The 19,404-nt window shown below is 36.2% G+C and carries 12 protein-coding genes; 3 read left to right on the forward strand and 9 right to left on the reverse strand.

Features of this window, described 5'->3' with window-relative positions; genetic code table 11:
• Positions 1-31: 31 nt before the first annotated feature.
• Complete coding sequence (locus tag SJY30_RS12695; protein ID WP_396632544.1) at positions 32-1,105, reverse strand: PA0069 family radical SAM protein; 1,074 nt, start codon at positions 1,103-1,105, stop codon at positions 32-34.
• Positions 1,106-1,193: 88 nt separating this feature from the next.
• Here SJY30_RS12695 and SJY30_RS12700 point away from each other — a divergent pair, with 88 nt between their 5' ends.
• The gene (locus tag SJY30_RS12700) at positions 1,194-1,850 is read left to right on the forward strand and encodes a hypothetical protein (RefSeq protein WP_396632545.1); all 657 of its coding nucleotides are present in this window, start codon (positions 1,194-1,196) and stop codon (positions 1,848-1,850) included.
• Here SJY30_RS12700 and SJY30_RS12705 read toward each other — a convergent pair.
• The 3 genes from SJY30_RS12705 to SJY30_RS12715 are packed head-to-tail and all read right to left on the reverse strand — an operon-like array spanning position 1,843 to position 5,627.
• Positions 1,843-3,396 (reverse strand): hypothetical protein, encoded by a 1,554-nt coding sequence (locus SJY30_RS12705; RefSeq protein ID WP_396632546.1) that lies wholly within the window; start codon positions 3,394-3,396, stop codon positions 1,843-1,845. The genes SJY30_RS12700 and SJY30_RS12705 overlap by 8 nt on opposite strands.
• Positions 3,397-3,413: 17 nt before the next feature.
• Positions 3,414-4,196: an enoyl-CoA hydratase/isomerase family protein gene (locus tag SJY30_RS12710; protein WP_396632547.1), complete on the reverse strand. Its 783-nt coding sequence runs from the start codon at positions 4,194-4,196 to the stop codon at positions 3,414-3,416.
• An 18-nt stretch (positions 4,197-4,214) separates the two neighbouring features.
• Positions 4,215-5,627 (reverse strand): sensor histidine kinase, encoded by a 1,413-nt coding sequence (locus SJY30_RS12715; RefSeq protein WP_396635329.1) that lies wholly within the window; start codon positions 5,625-5,627, stop codon positions 4,215-4,217.
• 224 nt (positions 5,628-5,851) lie between these two features.
• Here SJY30_RS12715 and SJY30_RS12720 point away from each other — a divergent pair, with 224 nt between their 5' ends.
• Positions 5,852-9,094, forward strand: a complete 3,243-nt coding sequence (locus tag SJY30_RS12720; protein ID WP_396632548.1) for a two-component regulator propeller domain-containing protein — start codon at positions 5,852-5,854, stop codon at positions 9,092-9,094.
• 28 nt (positions 9,095-9,122) lie between these two features.
• Here SJY30_RS12720 and SJY30_RS12725 read toward each other — a convergent pair whose 3' ends face one another.
• The 3 genes from SJY30_RS12725 to SJY30_RS12735 all read right to left on the reverse strand — a co-directional run bounded on the left by SJY30_RS12725 (position 9,123) and on the right by SJY30_RS12735 (position 16,237).
• Entirely contained in the window at positions 9,123-9,674 is a 552-nt protein-coding gene (locus SJY30_RS12725; protein WP_396632549.1) for a CopD family protein, read from the reverse strand.
• Between the two features lie 111 nt (positions 9,675-9,785).
• On the reverse strand, positions 9,786-12,911 hold the full coding sequence (locus tag SJY30_RS12730) for a glycosyl hydrolase (RefSeq protein WP_396632550.1): 3,126 nt from the start codon (positions 12,909-12,911) through the stop codon (positions 9,786-9,788).
• A gap of 161 nt (positions 12,912-13,072) precedes the next feature.
• Positions 13,073-16,237, reverse strand: a complete 3,165-nt coding sequence (locus SJY30_RS12735; protein ID WP_396632551.1) for a glycosyl hydrolase — start codon at positions 16,235-16,237, stop codon at positions 13,073-13,075.
• Positions 16,238-16,510: 273 nt separating this feature from the next.
• On the opposite strand from SJY30_RS12735, the gene SJY30_RS12740 reads away from it, so the two are divergent.
• Positions 16,511-17,815 (forward strand): alpha/beta hydrolase family protein, encoded by a 1,305-nt coding sequence (locus SJY30_RS12740; RefSeq protein WP_396632552.1) that lies wholly within the window; start codon positions 16,511-16,513, stop codon positions 17,813-17,815.
• A gap of 1 nt (position 17,816) precedes the next feature.
• Here the strand turns inward: SJY30_RS12740 and SJY30_RS12745 are convergent, their stop codons facing one another.
• Both SJY30_RS12745 and SJY30_RS12750 read right to left on the reverse strand, forming a co-directional pair.
• On the reverse strand, positions 17,817-17,957 hold the full coding sequence (locus SJY30_RS12745; protein ID WP_396632553.1) for a hypothetical protein: 141 nt from the start codon (positions 17,955-17,957) through the stop codon (positions 17,817-17,819).
• 68 nt (positions 17,958-18,025) lie between these two features.
• Positions 18,026-19,402 carry an MATE family efflux transporter gene (locus SJY30_RS12750; protein ID WP_396632554.1) on the reverse strand — a complete coding sequence of 459 codons (1,377 nt, stop codon included), beginning with the start codon at positions 19,400-19,402 and terminating at the stop codon, positions 18,026-18,028.
• Positions 19,403-19,404 lie beyond the last annotated feature (2 nt).

Genomic DNA, 19,404 nt, shown 5'->3' on the forward strand with positions numbered 1-19,404 from the left:
AATCAACGCACATACGAAAAACAAATCAACCTTAGAAGAGTTTTAGCTGTCTGTCTTTACAAGATTCGTGTAGACTGCTATTTAATTTAGGAAAAGATTTATCTTTAAAATAGGTTCGCTTTGCCAAACGCACCATGTCATGAATTTGAGTAGCAATTTTACCCTCTCCTCTACTTCTTACTCCAAATCTACTATCGCTTAAATTTCCACCATGGCATTCTTGTATTTGATGCAATACCTTATCGGCTTTATTAGGAAGCGTTTTACGGATCCAATCAGTAAAAATCTCACCTATTGCCCCGTTTAAACGAACTACGGTGAATGCCATGGACACAGCACCATTTTCTGAAACCGCTTTAGCCAAATTCAAAATTTCATGACTATTTATACCAGGTATTATTGGTGCCAACATTGCATTGACCGGTATACCGTTTTCAGATAGAACACGTATAGCTTCAAGCCGTTTTTTAATGGTCGTGGTTCTCGGCTCTAAAATTCTTCTTGTTTCTTCGGATAAGGAAGTAACCGAAATGTTTACGCCTATTAATCCGTATTCATTAAGTTCTTTTAAAATATCCAGATCTCGCAAAATCAACGCATTTTTAGTTATGATACCTACCGGATGTCTATATTTTAAAAATACCTCTAAACATTTTCTAGTCAGTTCAAATTCTTTTTCTGCAGGTTGATAACAATCTGTATTACCCGACATGACTATGGTACATGCTTTCCAACTTTTACTTCTCAATTTAGCTTCTAATAGCTTAGGCGCATCGTGTTTTACCAGAATTTTTCGTTCAAAATCCAATCCTGCACTATAGCCCCAAAATTCATGTGCATTTCTGGCATAACAGTAAATACAACCATGCTCGCAGCCTTGGTACATATTCATGGAATAACTCATACCCACATCTGGACTAGTGACTTTATTGACTATCGTTTTTGGAAAAATAGGAAGGTATTGGGTTTTGTTTCTGTCGGCAACTTCGCCTTCTACTCGGCAGAATTCGAGAAAATCATCTCTAGTTTCATAGCTGTATGCAGAAAATTTATTATTAATATTTTTCTGGGCTCCTCTTCCTTTAACCGAAGAATTATATTTCATTTATTGGGATTTATTCCAAAATTATGGAAATAATCCTATTTAAATATATTTTTATCATTTCAATGCTCTAATTGTCTAATTTGGTAAAATGAAAAGCATATTCGTAGCAGCACTTCTTTTTCTCAGTTATCAATGTTTTGGTCAATTAGGCACACCGAGTCTTTATGGCGAATATGATGTTTTTATCGATGAAGAATTTAACGACAATATTTTTCATAAAATAACTTTAGGCTCTGAATTGACTTCATTCAAATTTATTGCTCCTGAGTTTGATGTTTCATACTACTATGGCTTAAACTCACAAGAAATGTTTGATGCCGAACAAACAGGACCACCAACATATGCCGCCTATTTAAATGAAAACTTTGAAGGATTCGTATTGGGGTTTTCACCAAAGCTCTTTTATGAAGAAGAAGGTACTCGAGTGGTTTTTATCCCTAAGTATCATTTTGGAAAAATTCGTGCCAAAGGTAATTTCTTAGATTCTGATGATGTAGCGTTAGAAAAAGTTACAAAATTAAAAATGTATTATTGGTCTTTTGCATTAGGTATAGAAGAATCTAAATGGTCGAACAATGCAACATACGGGTTTTACCTCATTTACAATGGTTTAAATGCCGGTAAAGCGCTCAATCAATTAGATTTTAATGCCCAATCGTTCTCAAAAGATAATTATAATACCAGAACCATAGGGCTTGGTATTAGAATCTCATATAATTTTAAAGCACGAAATCAGATTATTTAACACCCACTTGAACCAATTGTTTTTTGGTTCCTCTTTTCGCGTAGAACACTAATTCATCGTTCAATCTATCAATATAAGGTACAGACACCATCAAAGGTAAACGAGCTTCTGTATCGTCAATAACCTTGTTGTATTTCATATGTCCGTTTTCATCCAATCGAATTAAAAAGACATTTCTATTTCTACTTAATCCTTGCTTGAACATGATACGGTCTTCACTCAACTGCTGCGGATTCTCTGAAGAGGTACTGATAAAAAAGTAGGTTGTATTGTTTTTTGTATAAGCACTGTAAGAGGCATAAGCACCGTCGCCCTGTGTTACCTCTGTCTTGTTAATATTTCTTGCCCAAATTAAATCTCCCGAAGAGCTCAATTTCGCACTAACAATATCGTTATGGTGATATCTAGTTACTGCAACGCGACCACCACTAGAGTTAGACTGTACACTTTTACTTGTAAAATACTCTTCTGCATTAAACAGAATATTACCTTCATTTGTAATATCCATTCCTTTGAACACTAAATCCTTTATAGCCTTGTCATCTTCACGCCCAAACTTATCCATCATAAACTGTTCAGAAAACGGGTTAAATTTTTGAGTCTTCATTTCTAAGGTTTTCTGGTCTAAGTTGAAATAAGATATTCCATTATAACGATTATCTTTTCTATCCGCATAAAAACCGATACAAAGCAATTCATCACCTCTAAAAATGGGTTTTAAAGACTCAGGAAATTTACCCGGAGTATAAAATGACTGAGTGCTTCTACCGCTGTTAGAAATTCGAATCATTTCGTATTGAAACTTACGCTCTGTAGCATTAAAACGTTTCTTTTTAAAATATGCTTTACCTACCAAATACACATTCTGCAAATCTTTTGAGAAGGCTATATTTTCAAATGCATAATTCTTTTCTTCTACCTCATCAGAGAAATCATGCTCCATTAACTTGTTTAAGTTGGCGTTGAATACATGAATAGTGTGCTGATCGATCTTTCTTTTCTTATAATGTGTAGTTATGGCAAATGCCGATTTATCATCATTGAATAAAATAGAAGTGGTAAAGCCAGATGAGAAGTTTCTATTATAGAAATTTCTATCTAAAGGCTGTTCTACCGGCTCAGACGCTATAGATAGCAAGGTTTCTTTTGTAAACTGAAATTGAGAGAATGGGCTTCTATGCACTTCATATTGATAACTTCTGGTATTATAGTTGTACTCTAAAAACAACAAATAAACTTGGCCGTTACGAACATAGGCGTCTATAAAATTGGCATTTTTAAGTTTATAATTATATTCTGAGACAAGCTCTAAATCTTTATTATAATGTTCAATAAAATACCCTTTTGGTCTTAATACGATACCTGTATAATATGCACGTACCACAACAGTACCTTCGCTACCATCATCTGCGATAGCAAGCATGTTAGAGTATCTATATTTATCATGAAATTTTTCACCGATAGTATAGGATACCAATTCTTCTTGAGCAAAGGAGCTTATAACATTAATAAGAAATAAAAATAAAAAAGCGCTACGTTTTAACATAACCAGATTGGTTTATGTCATGAACCTGGAAACTCTGCTTTTCTTTTCTCTAAAAACGCAGTGGTACCTTCGGTAAAATCATCTGTTCCAAAACAGGCACCAAAAGCTTCAATTTCCTGCTCATAACCATTTACAGTATTCTTAAAACCAGCATTTACTGCTTTTATTGCATGTGAAATGGCTACAGATGAGTTATTGGTTATTCTAGAGATAATTTTATGGCACAAAGGCAATAATTCTTCTTGCGTAGTAACATGGTTTACCAAGCCATAATTGTTTGCCTGTTCTGCAGTAATCATACCTGCGGTCATGATCATTTCCATAGCTCTTCCCTTACCCACTAATTGCGGTAAACGTTGTGTACCACCGTAACCAGGTATAACACCTAGAGATACTTCTGGCAGGCCCATTTTGGCATTATCACTTGCCACTCTAAAATGACAGGCCATTGCTAGTTCTAATCCGCCACCTAAGGCAAAACCGTTAACTGCTGCAATTACAGGTTTAGATAAGTCTTCTACAAAATCGAACAATTGTTTTTGTCCCTTAGCCGCTAATTTTTTCCCTTCTTTTTCACTGAAATCAGAAAATTCTGAAATATCGGCACCGGCAACAAATGCCTTTTCACCACTACCGGTTAAGATAATAGCCTTTACGGTCTCATCTTTTTTCAAATCTTTAAAAGCTTCATGTAGTTCGCCTATGGTTTGCTTATTCAAAGCATTTAATTTAGTAGGACGATTAATAGTTACGATTGCAGTAGTATCCTCTTTTTTAATTAATAACGTTTCGTATGACATTGTTGTTGATTTGTTGAATTATACATTTTCTTTGGGAAACTTTACACAGAAGACCGTACCCTTACCTAAATGAGATGTAAAGTTGATTGATCCCTTATAAGTTTCCACAATATTTTTTACCATTCCTAAGCCTAACCCCATACCACTCGTTTTGGTGGTAAACTTAGGCTCAAATATTTTTTCTTCATTATCCTTTTCAATACCATAACCATTATCTGCCACAGATATTTTAACCATATCACCTTCAGATGCCACACTGACCAAAACTCTTGGAGATACCACATCTGGCACAGCTTGTATGGCGTTCTTTACCAAATTGGTTACTACACGTATTAACTGTGTACGGTCTAATTTCGCAATTATTTCCTCTTCCTCAGCAATGAAATGAATATAATCTTCATTAAAAATATCTAAAGCCAGTTTAACAATTTTAACCACGTTCAGCGTCTCATTCTGTTGCGCAGGCATCTCGGCAAAATTAGAGAAGGCAGATGCTATGCTGCTCATAGTATCTATTTGCTGAATTAAAGTGTCTGAGTATTCTCTAAGTTTTTCATGGATCAACGGGTCTTCTGGATCAAATTTACGCTCAAAACTCTGCACGGTAAGTCGCATTGGTGTTAGCGGATTCTTGATCTCGTGCGCCACTTGCTTCGCCATCTCGCGCCAAGCCTGTTCACGCTCACTACGTGCTAATTTTACGGCACTTTGCCCTAATTCATCTATCATACCGTTATAGGCGGCAATTAACTTTTCTATCTCCTCACCAGGGTTGTCGATATAAATCTTCTTGTTCTGTTTGCTTAAGTTGGTTCTACCCATCATGGTAGATATGGTTTCTAAAGACCGGGTTATGTACTTGGATATAAAAAATGCAAAGGCAATTGCCATAAGCAACATCAACAAGTACACACCTGACAAGCGAAATAGAAATTCTTTTAATTCATAGTCGTTAAAAGAATTATCTTCAAAATAAGGAAGATTAAGAATACCTATAGGTTTAAACTTTTGATCGGCTATATAGGTAAAAGATGCTTGATACTTGTCTCCTGCCAAGGCATTTTCACGTACATATCTTTTATTGGCACTTATTTCCAACTCGTTTAACACCTCAGCATCCAAGCACATCGAAATAGAATCGTTGGCAAATTTTGGACGTGAACTTTTTATAAGTTCTCCGTCTAAACTATAGATATTGAAATTCATATTTTGCACAACGGCAATCTCATAAATTTCATTTTTAAATATTAAATCTAGATTTTCCGTGGTTACGGGATAAGTGGTTTTCTGAATGGCAAGATCAATACTCTGTCGTATCTGCTCTTCTTTACGTTCCATTCTATTTTCATGATAATCCTTAGATTGCTCACGATATTGGTATACCGTAACACCCGCAATCAACACCGATGCAATGAGCACCAAAAATATCATGGATAAGAAAATACGTGACCGTAAAGATACTCTTGTTAACAATATTCTATTATTTCGTTTAAAGTTAGCAAATATCGCACCAAAAACGAGTAAATCGAGCGTTGTGCAATAAAACAAAGATGAAATATGGAATAAATAAAAATTTATAAATCAATAAAATGCAATTGAAAGTAATTTCTTACATTTATTTGCGTTTAAACTAAACACTTCTTTAGAGACTAAGCATGTTATTAAAATATTACGTTACTTTTTTTTACTTACTTGCCCTAACTCTTACTCCCTTTTGCTTACAATCTCAGCAAGAAGAGGAAATAAAATTTCAGCACATTACCGATGGTCTATCTCAAAGTACCGCTACTGTACTTTTAGAAGACAACTTTGGTTTTCTTTGGATCGGCACACGAAACGGCCTTAATAGATATGACGGTAAGGATTTTAAAATATATAATAAAAGCACAGACGGTAAAACTGGGCTTAAACATGAATATATAGTTTCATTATATGAAGACGGTGAAAACATCATTATAGGTACTAATGAAGGGTTAAGCCTTTATAATCGAAGTTTAAATACAATTACTCCATACCCTTTTAAAAACGAGGGTACATCATTAATAGACGAAGTTTTTGAAACTATTGTCAAAAAAGATGATATTCTGTGGCTTGGTGCAGAATCTAGTGGCATCTACAGATATGAACTTAAAACAGGGAAAACTAAACATTTTGCACCACCAAACGAACTTGTAAAAATTAAAAATCCACGAATGAACAAAGTGGTGAAAGTTGAAATATTAGATAGTGATAAAATACTTGCCGTTTTCACTTACAATTCACTTTTAATGGATCATGACATGAATGTTGTTAGTAATATCAAAACAACAAAGGCTATTATCACAGGTATTAAATTACCCAACGACACATATATGTTAGGATCTGGTAGTGGTATACTCTATAATTTAACGGTTGAAAACGACAAAGTCATTATTAATAAAGAAAAAGAAATATGTCCGGGTTTTGGCATACGTTCGCTTGAAAGAAATTTAAATGGGGATTTATGGATAGGTACTGAAAATAGCGGACTATATATCTACACCAAAGACTTAAAATTTAAGAACCATTTAGAATATGATGTTCGAAAATCGGGCTCATTGGCGGGTAATTCAATTTGGGCTATACGTTGCACCAGAAATGGTACTATGTGGGTTGCGTCGTATAAAAGTGGACTAAACCTTTACGACAAGGAATATTACAAGTTCAAACATATTTCACCCAATCCTTTTAATTCGAAATCATTAAGTAATAAACTGGTAAACTGCTTCTTAGAAGACCCAAAGGGTAATATTTGGATAGGTACTGATGGCGGAGGTTTAAACTATTGGAACAAATCGCTAAATACGTTTGACACCTATTCTTTAAAAAATAAAACATTCAATAGCGATGTTGTCCTTTCTATATTGAAAACGAAAGAAAATGAGTTCTGGGCAGGAACTTGGACCCATGGTATTTCTGTTTTCAATACCGAAACCAAAGATTACAGTGTATTAACCTCAGAAAATTCATTTTTGAAATCCAATATCATCATTGATCTTTTAAAAGATAAAAAGAATAGAATATGGGTCGTAAATTATTTTGCAGGTGTACAACTATATGATCCAGCTACAGAAACACATCAAAATATAGAGCTTATTTCAGATATTGACGGTCGTTTCATAAATTCTTTACACAAAATATATGAAGATCACCGAGGTAACATATGGCTAGGAACATTAAACTCAGGTTTGTTTAAACTAACAGAAAAAGACAATAAATGGTCAATTAAACATTTTCATACCAAAAATAGTCTTAACAATAGGTTTGTGAACGTAATCATCCAAGACGATCAGAACACCGTATGGGTGGGTACACAAGGTGGCCTTCACAAATATTCTAACAAAACGGATTCTTTTACGGCGATAACAAAAGAAGATGGACTTAAAAATGACGCCATAAAGGGTATTATCAATGATAAAAATGGTCATTTATGGCTTAGTACAGAAAACGGTATTATTAAATATAATTATAAAACAGGGGAAACCATTAATTATGATTTAGGCGATGGCTTACAAGCTAAAGAATATATAGCAAGTTCTTCACTAACTACCAAAAAAGGAGAGTATCTATTTGGAGGCGTAAACGGTCTAAACATATTTACCGCTAGTGAAGTAGAAAAACGAAAAGATACCCTTACTTTATTTGTCTCGGGACTAAAGATTTTTAACCAACCCGTCTTACCCAATGACGAATTTGGCGTATTGGAAAAAGACATTAGCCAGGTAGATTCTTTGACTTTCAGTTATGATCAATCTGTTATCAATATTGATTTTAAGGCACTTACTTTTAGACATCATGAAAATGTAAATTATGCCTTTTTTCTAGAGGGATTTGAAAAAGATTGGAATTATGTAGGCAATAAACCAACTGCAACATACACCAACTTAAATCAAGGTGAATATGTATTAAGAATGAAATCTACCAACTCTGACGGCGTATGGGTAGATAATGAAATAGACCTGCATATAACCGTTACTCCTCCGTTTTGGAATACGTGGTGGTTTAAACTTTTAATGGTGTGTTTTTTATTACTATTGATCTATGTTGCGTATTATTTTAAAGTAAAATCATTTAAAAAAAATCAACGCCTTTTAAAGCAAATGGTTACCGAGCGTACCCAAGAATTACAGTTACAGAAAAATAAACTTATAGAAGCTGCCAATGATCTAAAATCTAAAAACGAAGAAATTCAACGTTTTACTTACGCAGTATCACACGATTTAAAAAGTCCGTTAAGCAATATAAAAGGACTTGTCAGTCTAATACCATTGGAAATGGAATTAAAAGAAAACGAAGATATAGCAGAGTATTTAAAGCTGATAAATGTCTCGTGCAATAATATGAACGAATTAATATCCGATATTACTGAAATAGCCAGGTTAGGTAAAATCGAAAACAAAAATGAGCTATTAAAAACAAACGAAATATTATCCATATCAACGAACCTTATAAAAAGTCAACTGAACAAAAAGAACATTGATTTTACCATAGCAGAAAATCTACCCGATATTTTTGGTGATCGCAATCGTATTATACAAGTATTTGGAAATTTCTTAGATAATGCCATAAAATATATGGGAGACCAAGCCAATCCTAAAATAGTTGTAGATTTCGAAGAAGACGGAGACAAAAATATTTTTTATGTAAAAGACAACGGCTTAGGTATGGATAAGGCTGCCTTAGAAAAGCTATTTACCCCATTCGAAAGATTTCATGAAAAAATTAAAGGAACCGGTTTAGGCCTATATATGGTAAAGCAAATTGCCCATTCCCATGGTGGTACCATTGTAGCTGAGTCAGAAGGGATAAAAAAAGGGTCAACGTTTAAACTGATTTTACCTAAAGCTAAAATTGCCGCAAAAAATTCCATATTATCCTAAGCATAGAATTCATGAACAACATCACTAATTAAGCTTCCGGATTCTTATTTCTTATCCTTTTGTAGAGTTTTATACCCAGCATTAAAAGAATGCCTAAGACAATAATGCCAACTATCCCAAAAATCCAATTAAAAGAACTTTTTAAAATTACCAAGAAGACAACTGCGAATAAAATTAGCGTGGCACCTTCATTCCATATACGCATAAATTTTGAAGTGTATTGAATATCATCTTGTTGAAACTTCATGAAAATTTGATGATTTTTTAGGTGATATAATATCAGTAACACTACAAAACCAAGTTTTATGTGCATCCAAGGTTGGGTTAACCACCCTGGGTAAATAATAAGCAACCAAATGGCAAAAAATATCGCCAATACAGCCGATGGCCAGGTAATAATATACCACAACCGTTTGGTCATCAACTTTAATTGTTTCGAAAGAATTTCCTTTTCTGGTGATGGTTTTAGGTGCGCTTCTATATGATAAATGAATAATCTAGGAATATAAAAAAGCCCTGCAAACCAAGTTATTACGAAGATAAGATGCAGGGATTTTATATAATTGTAATATTCTGTCATAGTGCTTATAAAACAAACTCAAGTTCAAGTGCAAAACTAATTTCTCAGTTCTCTTTTCTATTTTCTCAACTTAAACAAGTTCAAAGTTAGCGAAAGCGGATAGAACTTACCTTATAATCTTATTGCACCTACTCCTGCATCCCACAAGGTTTTATTATATGCTGGTATCGCCGTGCTCTTCAATTGATTTCCTTTTGCTTTTAATGTCTCCCATTTCTTATCCAATTCAGCCTTTCGGTCTTTATTAGATTGGTTCAATCTTGCAATACTGCTATTGGTCTGATTGATCATGAACAGATATTCTGCAGTGAATTTATTAGGAAAATTCTCTACATCATCATACGCCTGAGATTTTCGTTGTACCATATCGGCATCCCAAGCTTTCAAATCAGCCAGCAACTTTTCACCTTTAGATTTGGCTTCTACATCGTTTACCTTTTTCAACACTTCTGCCAAATCTTGTTGTGCTTTGTACAACAGATTCACCATATTATGCATTTCGGTCAACTCGGCTTCTGCATTGGTCATAAAAGTATCAAACTCTTCATACTGACCAGGTTTTGTCTCATAGGTAGGCACCTCTTTTATTGTTCCGGTCGTAGAAACTGTTTGCCCATCAACCCTTAATGTAAAAGTATATGTACCAGGGGAAACTTTATGTCCGCTAAATCCTGCTTCAATATATACATCAGGTACTCCTGGCATAATTGGATATTTTATATCCCATACAAAACGGTTTAGTCCTTCTTTTTTACCCAACACTGGTGCAGGTGGTGCACCACCTCCATTATGTGGTTTGTATGTAGAGTCTTTTTCTGAACTGATTGTCCTTATCAATTTCCCATTTGTATCAGAAATTTCAAGAGTAATTGCCGTACTATCTGCTAATTTTGGCAGCTCATAATATAATACCACCCCATTGGCAGGGTTAATACCGTTAAACGCATCACTACCAGTAAATGAACTAGAATTACCACTTAGCGGACTGCCCCAAGAGCCGTTATAAGCATCTTTGGGCTTTAAAATTTGAAGTCCCGCTTGAGAAGGTTGGTATTGCCCAAGTGCAACTACATCATCTAGAATCCAGAAAGAGCGACCAGAAGTAGCCACCACCATATCACCTTTATGCATCTTTAAATCGGTAATAGGTGTTTTTGGTAAATTCAATTGAAAAGGTTCCCATGATTTACCACCGTTCCATGAGGCATATAATCCTTTTTCGGTACCTGCGTATAGCAAGTCTTTCTTAAACTCATCTTCTCGAACCACACGCGTAAAAGCACCATAAGGTATCCCTGAGTTTATAGCCGTCCAAGTTTTACCATAATCTGTTGTTTTATAGAAACCTGGCGTATAGTCATTGAATTTATATCGTGTTGTAGCAATGTAAGCCGTAGCCGGGTCATGCGGAGAAACCTCTATCGCATTAATCAAGCATTCTTTTAATCCTTTAGGGGTTACATTTTCCCATGTTTCGCCTCCATTTTTAGTCAAGTGCACCAATCCGTCATCACTACCTGTCCAGATAAATCCTTTTACATGTGGCGATTCTAGCATGTATGCCAATGTTCCATAATTCTCCGCACCTACTGCTTCGTTCGTATATGGTCCACCACCATTACCTTGTTTTGCATCGATATCGCGTGTAAGGTCAGGCGATATTTCTTCCCAGGTTACACCCATATCTTTAGTACGCAAAACCAATTGTGCACCGTGATAGTATGTACCTAGCTCATGTTTAGAACCAATTATAGGTGCATTCCAATTATACAGGTACTTCATGTTTCTAGCTTCCCTACCCAAATATTGAATGGGTGCCGCCATAATTTTTGTCGATGCCTTTGATTCCATATCCAAGACTTCAATAGTACCTAGGTAACTACCACCTAAAACATAGCGGGGATTATCTGGATCAAAAGCTAAAAAAGCACTTTCACCGCCGGCAGTATATGTCCAATCTTGTTCTGTTATACTTCTTCTACCCATAGAGGCACTTGCAATTTTGACCGCAGTATTATCTTGTTGACCGGCATAAATATTATAAGGAAACAGGTTATCTACGTTAATACGATAAAACTGAGCGGTAGGCATATTATCTTGAGTGGACCAAGTTTTTGCATAATCGAATGAAACGGCAGCGCCACCATCATTGGCAATTACCATATTCTTAGAATTATTTGGATTTATCCATAGGTTATGATAATCTCCGTGGGTTCCTGAAAGTCTTTCCCATGTTTTTCCACCATCTTCAGAACGAAGCGCAGGTGCACTTAAAACATACACTGTATCTTCATCATTAGGATCTACAAAAACCTCTATATAATACCAAGCGCGTTGTACCAATCTATTATCACCACTAACCATGCTCCAGGAGCCACCAGCATCATTTGAAACGAAAAGTCCGCCTTTATCTGCGTCGGAATCACTTTCAATTAGTGCATAAACTTTGTTAGAGTTTGACGGACTAACGGCTATTGCCATTTTTCCTTTTTCCTCCGGAAGCCCATTATGTATTTTCTGCCAAGTTTCTCCTGCATCAATAGACTTATAGAGACCACTACCTGCACCACCACTAACAACCATATTTGGTTTACGTTGATGTTCCCACATGGCGGCATACATAATTTCAGGATAGTTGGCATCCATAGAAAGTTCAGAAGCGCCCGTTAATTCATTAACAAATAGGGTGTTTTTCCAAGTCTTACCCCCATCAACAGATTTATAGATACCACGTTCTGCATTACCCTCAAAAAGAGCACCTTGCGCAGCAACATAAACAATATCAGGATTTGTTGGATGAATAATGATTCTTGAAATATGCTGGGTTTTTTCAAGTCCCATTTTCTTCCAAGTTTTACCCGCATCGGTAGACTTATATACTCCATCTCCGTAAGATGTCATTACCCCACGTGGCGCATGTTTGCCCATACCCACGTAAACAATGTTGGGGTTAGATGCCGATACTGAAACCGCACCAACAGAACCCAAATCAAAATAACCATCAGAAATATTTTCCCAACGTTGCCCGGCAGATTCTGTTTTCCATACTCCACCACCAGTTGTACCCATGTAATAGGTCATTGGATCACCAATAACCCCTGTTGCAGTTACCGAACGCCCACCTCTAAACGGACCAATATTTCTGAACTTTAAAGGTTGAAAATAATCGTTGGCAGATTGGGCAAAAGTTATGGAAGTTGCCAATACCGTTATAAAAAAGAGTAGTTGTTTTTTCATTTTTAGGTTGTTTGGATATTGTTTTAGGCATTCTAAATGGTCAGTTTAAGCCGTTTAATACATAAAGAAAAATTGTATCGAGAAACATTTTGAACACAAAAGTTTCTCGATACTAATTTTTTCATACTTCAAAAATTCACTCGAAATGACCGTTTTCGACTTTACTTACTTTCATCAATGAACAAATAATCCAAATTAAGCTCGTTAAACTCTTTATTGAATTCTTGAAGTTCAGATGATATTACGTTATTAAATACTTGAAGCTCCTTATTAATTTTAGCTGTCAGTTCATTCTTCACAGCAATATCTTGCTCCGTAGGTGGAAAATCGTCTATAGAAACCAAACTGTTCAAGTGACCTAACTTATTGGTCAGTTTTATAGGGAAGTTCAAAGGATCTTGTCGACTTCTGTTTTTTGTTTGATACAGCGCCTTCTCTACCTCGCCCAGCTTTTCTTTCATTTTTTTGGCCTTTTCTATCAACTCGGTAGTTCTTTCATCATCTTTATACTGCTCAGTAAATGCATTCAGTTGCTTCGTAACATTTCTAATTTTCTTAATAGATTGATGCGCATTTTCAATAGTAGTATTGATATCGGTGATAAAATCGTATTGTTGCTGCATTTCCGCTACAGAACTTTCTGCTCTTGGGTCTGGCAAAATGGTAAACGTTTCGCTGTTATTAGTTCCGTTCACATTCAAGTGTACTTTGTAATTCCCAGGCACAGCTTTGGCACCGTCAAAACTAGCCCACCAGAAAATCATTCCTTCTAATTTGGTAGCACCTTTACCGCGCGTATCCCAAACAAAAGTGTTGCCTCCTTTTTTAAGGTCTAGTTTCTTCGCTTCGACTCCGCTCAGCGACCCACCTTTCTTCAAATGGTTTTTATAAAGCGCCAATGTATCGCCAGCCATACTCGTATATGTTAATTGAACAGTGTCTTTTTCAGAATAGTTCTTCAAAAGAAAGTGGGTAATAACACCGTTCTCCAAATTTTGACCTGAAGTTTTTGATGGCTTCTTACCTGCCCTACCTTTTGTACGATACGAATCTTTTGGCTTGAACAAGATAGTATTCGCATTCTTCTTGCTTTCATCTAATTGATGTAACACTGTTAAATCATCTATTATCCAAAGGCTACGACCTTGCGTTGCCACAATTAAATTATCATTTTTAATAGTCAAATCTGTAATTGGCACAATAGGTAAATTCATTTGAAAAGGAGACCAACTAGCTCCGTCATTAAAAGAAACGTACATGCCTGTTTCGGTACCTGCATATAGCAATCCCTTCTTCTTAGGGTCTTCACGCAATACTCTAGTAAAATGTTCAGAAGGGATACCGTTGGTTATTTTTGTCCACGTTTTACCGTAATCCGTGGTTTTATAAAGATAAGGCTGAAAATCGCCCAACTTATATCTTGTTGCGGCAACGTAGCATGTACCCTCATCAAAGTTTGATGGCTCTATACTGTTTATCATATTCCACTCTGGCATGTTTGAAGGCGTAACATTTTCCCATGTTGCACCAGAATCTTTAGAAACATGAATTAATCCGTCATCACTACCTACCCAAAGAATACCTTCTTTCAACGGACTTTCATTTGCCGTAAAAATGGTACAGTAATATTCCACACTCGTATTATCTTGAGTTATTGGTCCGCCACTAGAACCCAATTTCGTTGGGTCGTTTCGTGTTAAGTCGCCACTTAGAACCTCCCAGCTCTGACCCTCATTTTCCGATACATGTACGTAATTGGAAAATGTATATAATTTCTTCGGGTTATGTCTACTGAATAGAATTGGAAAATTCCACTGAAAACGATACTTCATAGCTTCCGCACCAGCACCCATTGGGTTGTCTGGCCATACATTGATACCCCTTACCGTTTTGTTTTTATGATTGACCCTGGTTAAAAATCCGTCATAACTACCACCATACACAATATCATTATCTTTTGGGTCAACAGCAATCCAAGCAGATTCACCACCGGCAGTTTCTTCCCAATTACTATCATCAATGGTACGCCCATCACTTCTGTGGTCTATTCTTAAAGTTGAATTATCTTGCTGTGCCACATAAATTCTATATGGAAAAGAGTTATCTGTCGTAACCCTATAAAATTGTGCAGTTGGCTGATTGTAGTAAGTACTCCAGGTTTCACCACCATCATAAGAAATTTGAGCACCACCATCATCGCCAATGATCATGCGTTGCGAATCTTCGGGCGATATCCATAAATCATGATGATCACCATGAGGCGCATTGAACGTATTAAAAGATTTACCACCATCCGTAGACTTGTGGTAATTTACATTCAACACATACACCACATCTTCATCTTGCGTATCGGCATATACTCTTGTATAATACCATGCACGTTGTCTTAGCTTTCTTTCCGAATTAACTATTGACCAAGTTTTACCTCCATTTTCGGAACGGTACAAACCACCTTTTTCCTTATTCTCTACTATAGCCCAAACTTTTTCTGAATTCTTAGGAGATACGGCTACACCAATAATACCCAAAGTATCTTTTGGAAAACCTTCATTTTTTGAAATCTCTGTCCAAGTTTCTCCACTATCCATACTTTTCCAAAGAGCAGAACCGTCACCACCACTTATTAAACTGTAAGGGGTACGTTGTGCATGCCATGTAGAAGCATATAAAATTCTTGGGTTATTAGGATCAAAGGTCAAGTCTACCGCACCCGCCTGCTCGTTTACAAATAATACCTGCTTCCAATTTTTACCACCATCCGTACTTTTATAGATACCTCGGTCTTTCGTTGGTTTGTAAATATCCCCTAGAACCGCTGCATAAACCGTATTATAATCTGTAGGATGTACGCGAAGTCTTGGTACATGCCTACTATTTTTCAATCCGGCAGAAGTCCAGGTTTTACCTCCGTCTTCCGTTTTCCAAACTCCGTAGCCAGAAGATACGTTCCCTCTTAATGTTTTTTCTCCACCACCAACATATATTACGTTCGGGTCACTTTTAGCAACCTCAACGGCACCGATACTACCGCCGAAATATCCATCGGAAATATTATCCCATGTACGACCGCCATCTAAAGTTTTCCATACTCCGCCACCTGCTGCGCCAAAGTAAAACAAATTAGGCTCGCCAGGTACGCCAGTAACAGCAGCCGATCTTCCACCACGAAACGGACCGATCAATCTATAGTCCAAGCTAGAATATAGCTCTTCAGGATACGTTGGAGTAGCAGTTTGTGATTTTTTCTTTCTTTGAGATAATAATGATAATGGTAATAGAAAACATGCCAGCATGAGTATGCCAGCATTGGTAAGGTGCTTTTTCATTTTGATAGTTTGATGTTAGTCTCCTCTAAAATTAAACATTTTGTTACGCAAATGTTTATTTTAAGATTTTATTAGCATCTCTGAAGCGTCGTATTTATCAGATTATGAGTTCCACTACCCATTACATAAACAATCTTCGATCAAGTTTTAAAATTCTAAGTATCATTAAATGGCCCGATAACTAATCCTAAGAAAAAAAGCAATTCAAGGTTTAACATCTAAATCAATAAATAATTAAACTATTCTTATATTTAAGCCTACAAACTAACAATTATGAAATTTAGAACACTTTTATTTTCGGCATCATTAATTGCCATTCTATTCAATGGATTGACAATTAGTACAGTAAATGCCCAAACCAATGATTTTTTATACGGAGACCAATTGCCCGATGCTCCTGAACTTAGTGCAAGAGGCGAGTATAAAGTTGGCGTACAGACCGTAAACCTTGCTAATCCTGATCAAATAGACATTTTAAATTCGAAAGAAGGCAAAGATCCAACCTATGACAGACCAATTACTATTGAAGTTTGGTATCCTGCAAGCGTAAAAAACGAAGCAAAAACCGTAGTATATGATGAAGTCATGGGCACAAGAGGCGATTCACTTAGACCGTTAACTCCATTTACCTTTAAAGGAAGAGCTTATAGAGATGCCGATGCATTAAAAGGGAATAAATTTCCATTAGTGGTAGTATCTCACGGTTATGTAGGTTCTAGGTATTTAATGACGTACTTAACAGAAAACTTAGCTTCTAAAGGGTACATCGTAGCTGCTATTGACCATACCGATTCTACTTTTAAAGATGCGAACGCATTTCAAAGTACTTTACTTAATAGACCTAAAGACATTCGCTTTGTAATAAATGAAATGGAAAAACTAGGAGCAAAAGGCTCTAAAAATAAAATAGCCGGACTAGTAGATGCCAGTAACACGGCAATCATAGGATATTCTATGGGCGGATACGGAGTACTAAACGTTGGCGGAGCTGGATATAGTGCTGGTTTAGGACAATTTTTTACAGGAATGACAGGCGGTAGTTCTGCAATCTCCGTAAATCTTGCTGGAAATACGGAATACGAAAAATTGGCTGATGCTAGAATAAAAGCAATCGTAGCATTTGCACCATGGGGAATGGAACGTGGAGTTTGGGATGCCGAAGGATTAAAAGGACTAAAAACACCTACTTTCTTCATTGCCGGAAGCCAAGATGATATATCTGGTTACGAAAAAGGAATCAAAGCAATTTATGAAGGTGCGGTAAATGCAGATCGTTATTTATTGACTTATAAAAATGCAAGGCATAACGTAGCACCTAACCCACCGCCAGCAGAAGCTTTAGCCCCTGGATTACATATAGACGAGTACTATAGATACGCAGAACCATCATGGGACCAACGCAAATTGAATAATGTAAATCAACATTTTGTTACCGCGTTCATAGGCAAGCATCTTAAAAAACAAGACAATGCCAAGTTTTTAGATGTTCAGGAAAATTCAAATGAAAAAGATTGGATAGGTTTTAAACCAAGATCTTCAACCGGAATGGAGTTGTTACATGCACAACCCGCTAATTAATTTAATTTTTAAATGTAGCTGCTTTAGGAGTCTCTTCCTTTAGCAGCTTCATATATCTATTTTGATTGGAAATCAATTCTTTAAGTTTCCACACCAATAAAAAAATGGCACCGGCAATTAATTGCGATAAAATAAAATTCATATTCGTATTCTTTAGCGTTTCTAACGCTACTTACGGAAGAATTTTAAGAAGGTTTTATTCATTAGAGATTAAATCAAATTGGTATTAATCTCTTTTCGCAAGTAATACCCGGTAACAATAGTTGCAAGAACATCTGCAATGGGGAAGGAAATCCACACACCAAGTTCTCCTAGATAATTTGGCAGAATTAAAATTAGAGGAATAAAGAAAAAGCCTTGTCTACATAACGTCAATAACAATGCGGGCACGGGTTTTCCTATTGCTTGGAAATAAGCGGCACCAATCAATTGAAGTGCAATAATAGGAGTAGCAGCAAATACCCAACGCATAGCAGACGGTGTGTTTCCTAGAACAAAGGCGTTTGTTTCAAGCTCCAATACACTCATATCTGGTTTATGGCTTAAGAAGAGTCCGGCTATTTCGGCGGGAAAAATCATGAGTCCCGCGAAAACGATAGTCGCCAATAGTGCTGCATATTTTATTGCGGTATAAATGGATTCTTTTACCCTATCGAATTTTTCGGCACCATAGTTAAAACCGGCAATAGGTAAAAAGCCCTGCGTGACTCCAAATACAGGAAAAAGGGCGAACATCAACATTCTACCGATTATAGCATATACCGCTACCATAGCTTCTCCTCCCAAATCGAATAAAATATTATTCATCAATAGATAAATAACACTCACAACAGCTTGACGAGATAGCGTAACTACACCTAGCGAGCTAATTTCTTTGATTATAGAAAATTTGATACGTAAATACTTCGGGCTTAGTTTTAATTCTGACTTATCGGACAAGAAAAAATAAACTATGTACATGAAGCATAGAAAGTAACTAATAGTGGTTGCCCAGGCGGCACCTTCCATTCCGTAATCCATCACATTAATAAGCAAATAATCCAAAAATAAATTACCAATGGAAGGAATAATCATGGCGATCATGGCAAATTTTGGTTTGCCTTCCGAACGTATTACGTTAGTACCCATCATATTGAGTCCAAGTAAAGGAACACCATATAAAACTATGACATAATAAATTTTGGCCAACTCAAAAATGGAGCCCTTACCACCAAATGCAGGTATTAAAGTGTCAACAAAGGTGAGCCCTAACGCTACCATTGTAGTCGTTATTAAAATGGTAAACGAAATTTGATTTCCGAAGGTACGTATCGCTTTTTCTTTATCATTAGCACCTAGAGCACGAGAAATAATGCTGGCACCACCGATACCGATTGCCATACCTAAAGCACCAATGAAAAAGGAAATAGGCAACACGACGTTAATTGCCGCAATGGCAATAGAGCCGATCCAATTACCTACAAAAATGGAATCGACCAAAACGTTTAGCGACATTACCAATATACCTATACTTGCAGGTAATGCCTGTTTAATGAGCAAACTTGATATAGATTCCGTACCCAATTGTTCTGCGGAAACGTTTGCCATTA

It is taken from the genome of Maribacter sp. R86514 (assembly GCF_044597005.1).
Taxonomy (GTDB): Bacteria; Bacteroidota; Bacteroidia; order Flavobacteriales; family Flavobacteriaceae; genus Maribacter.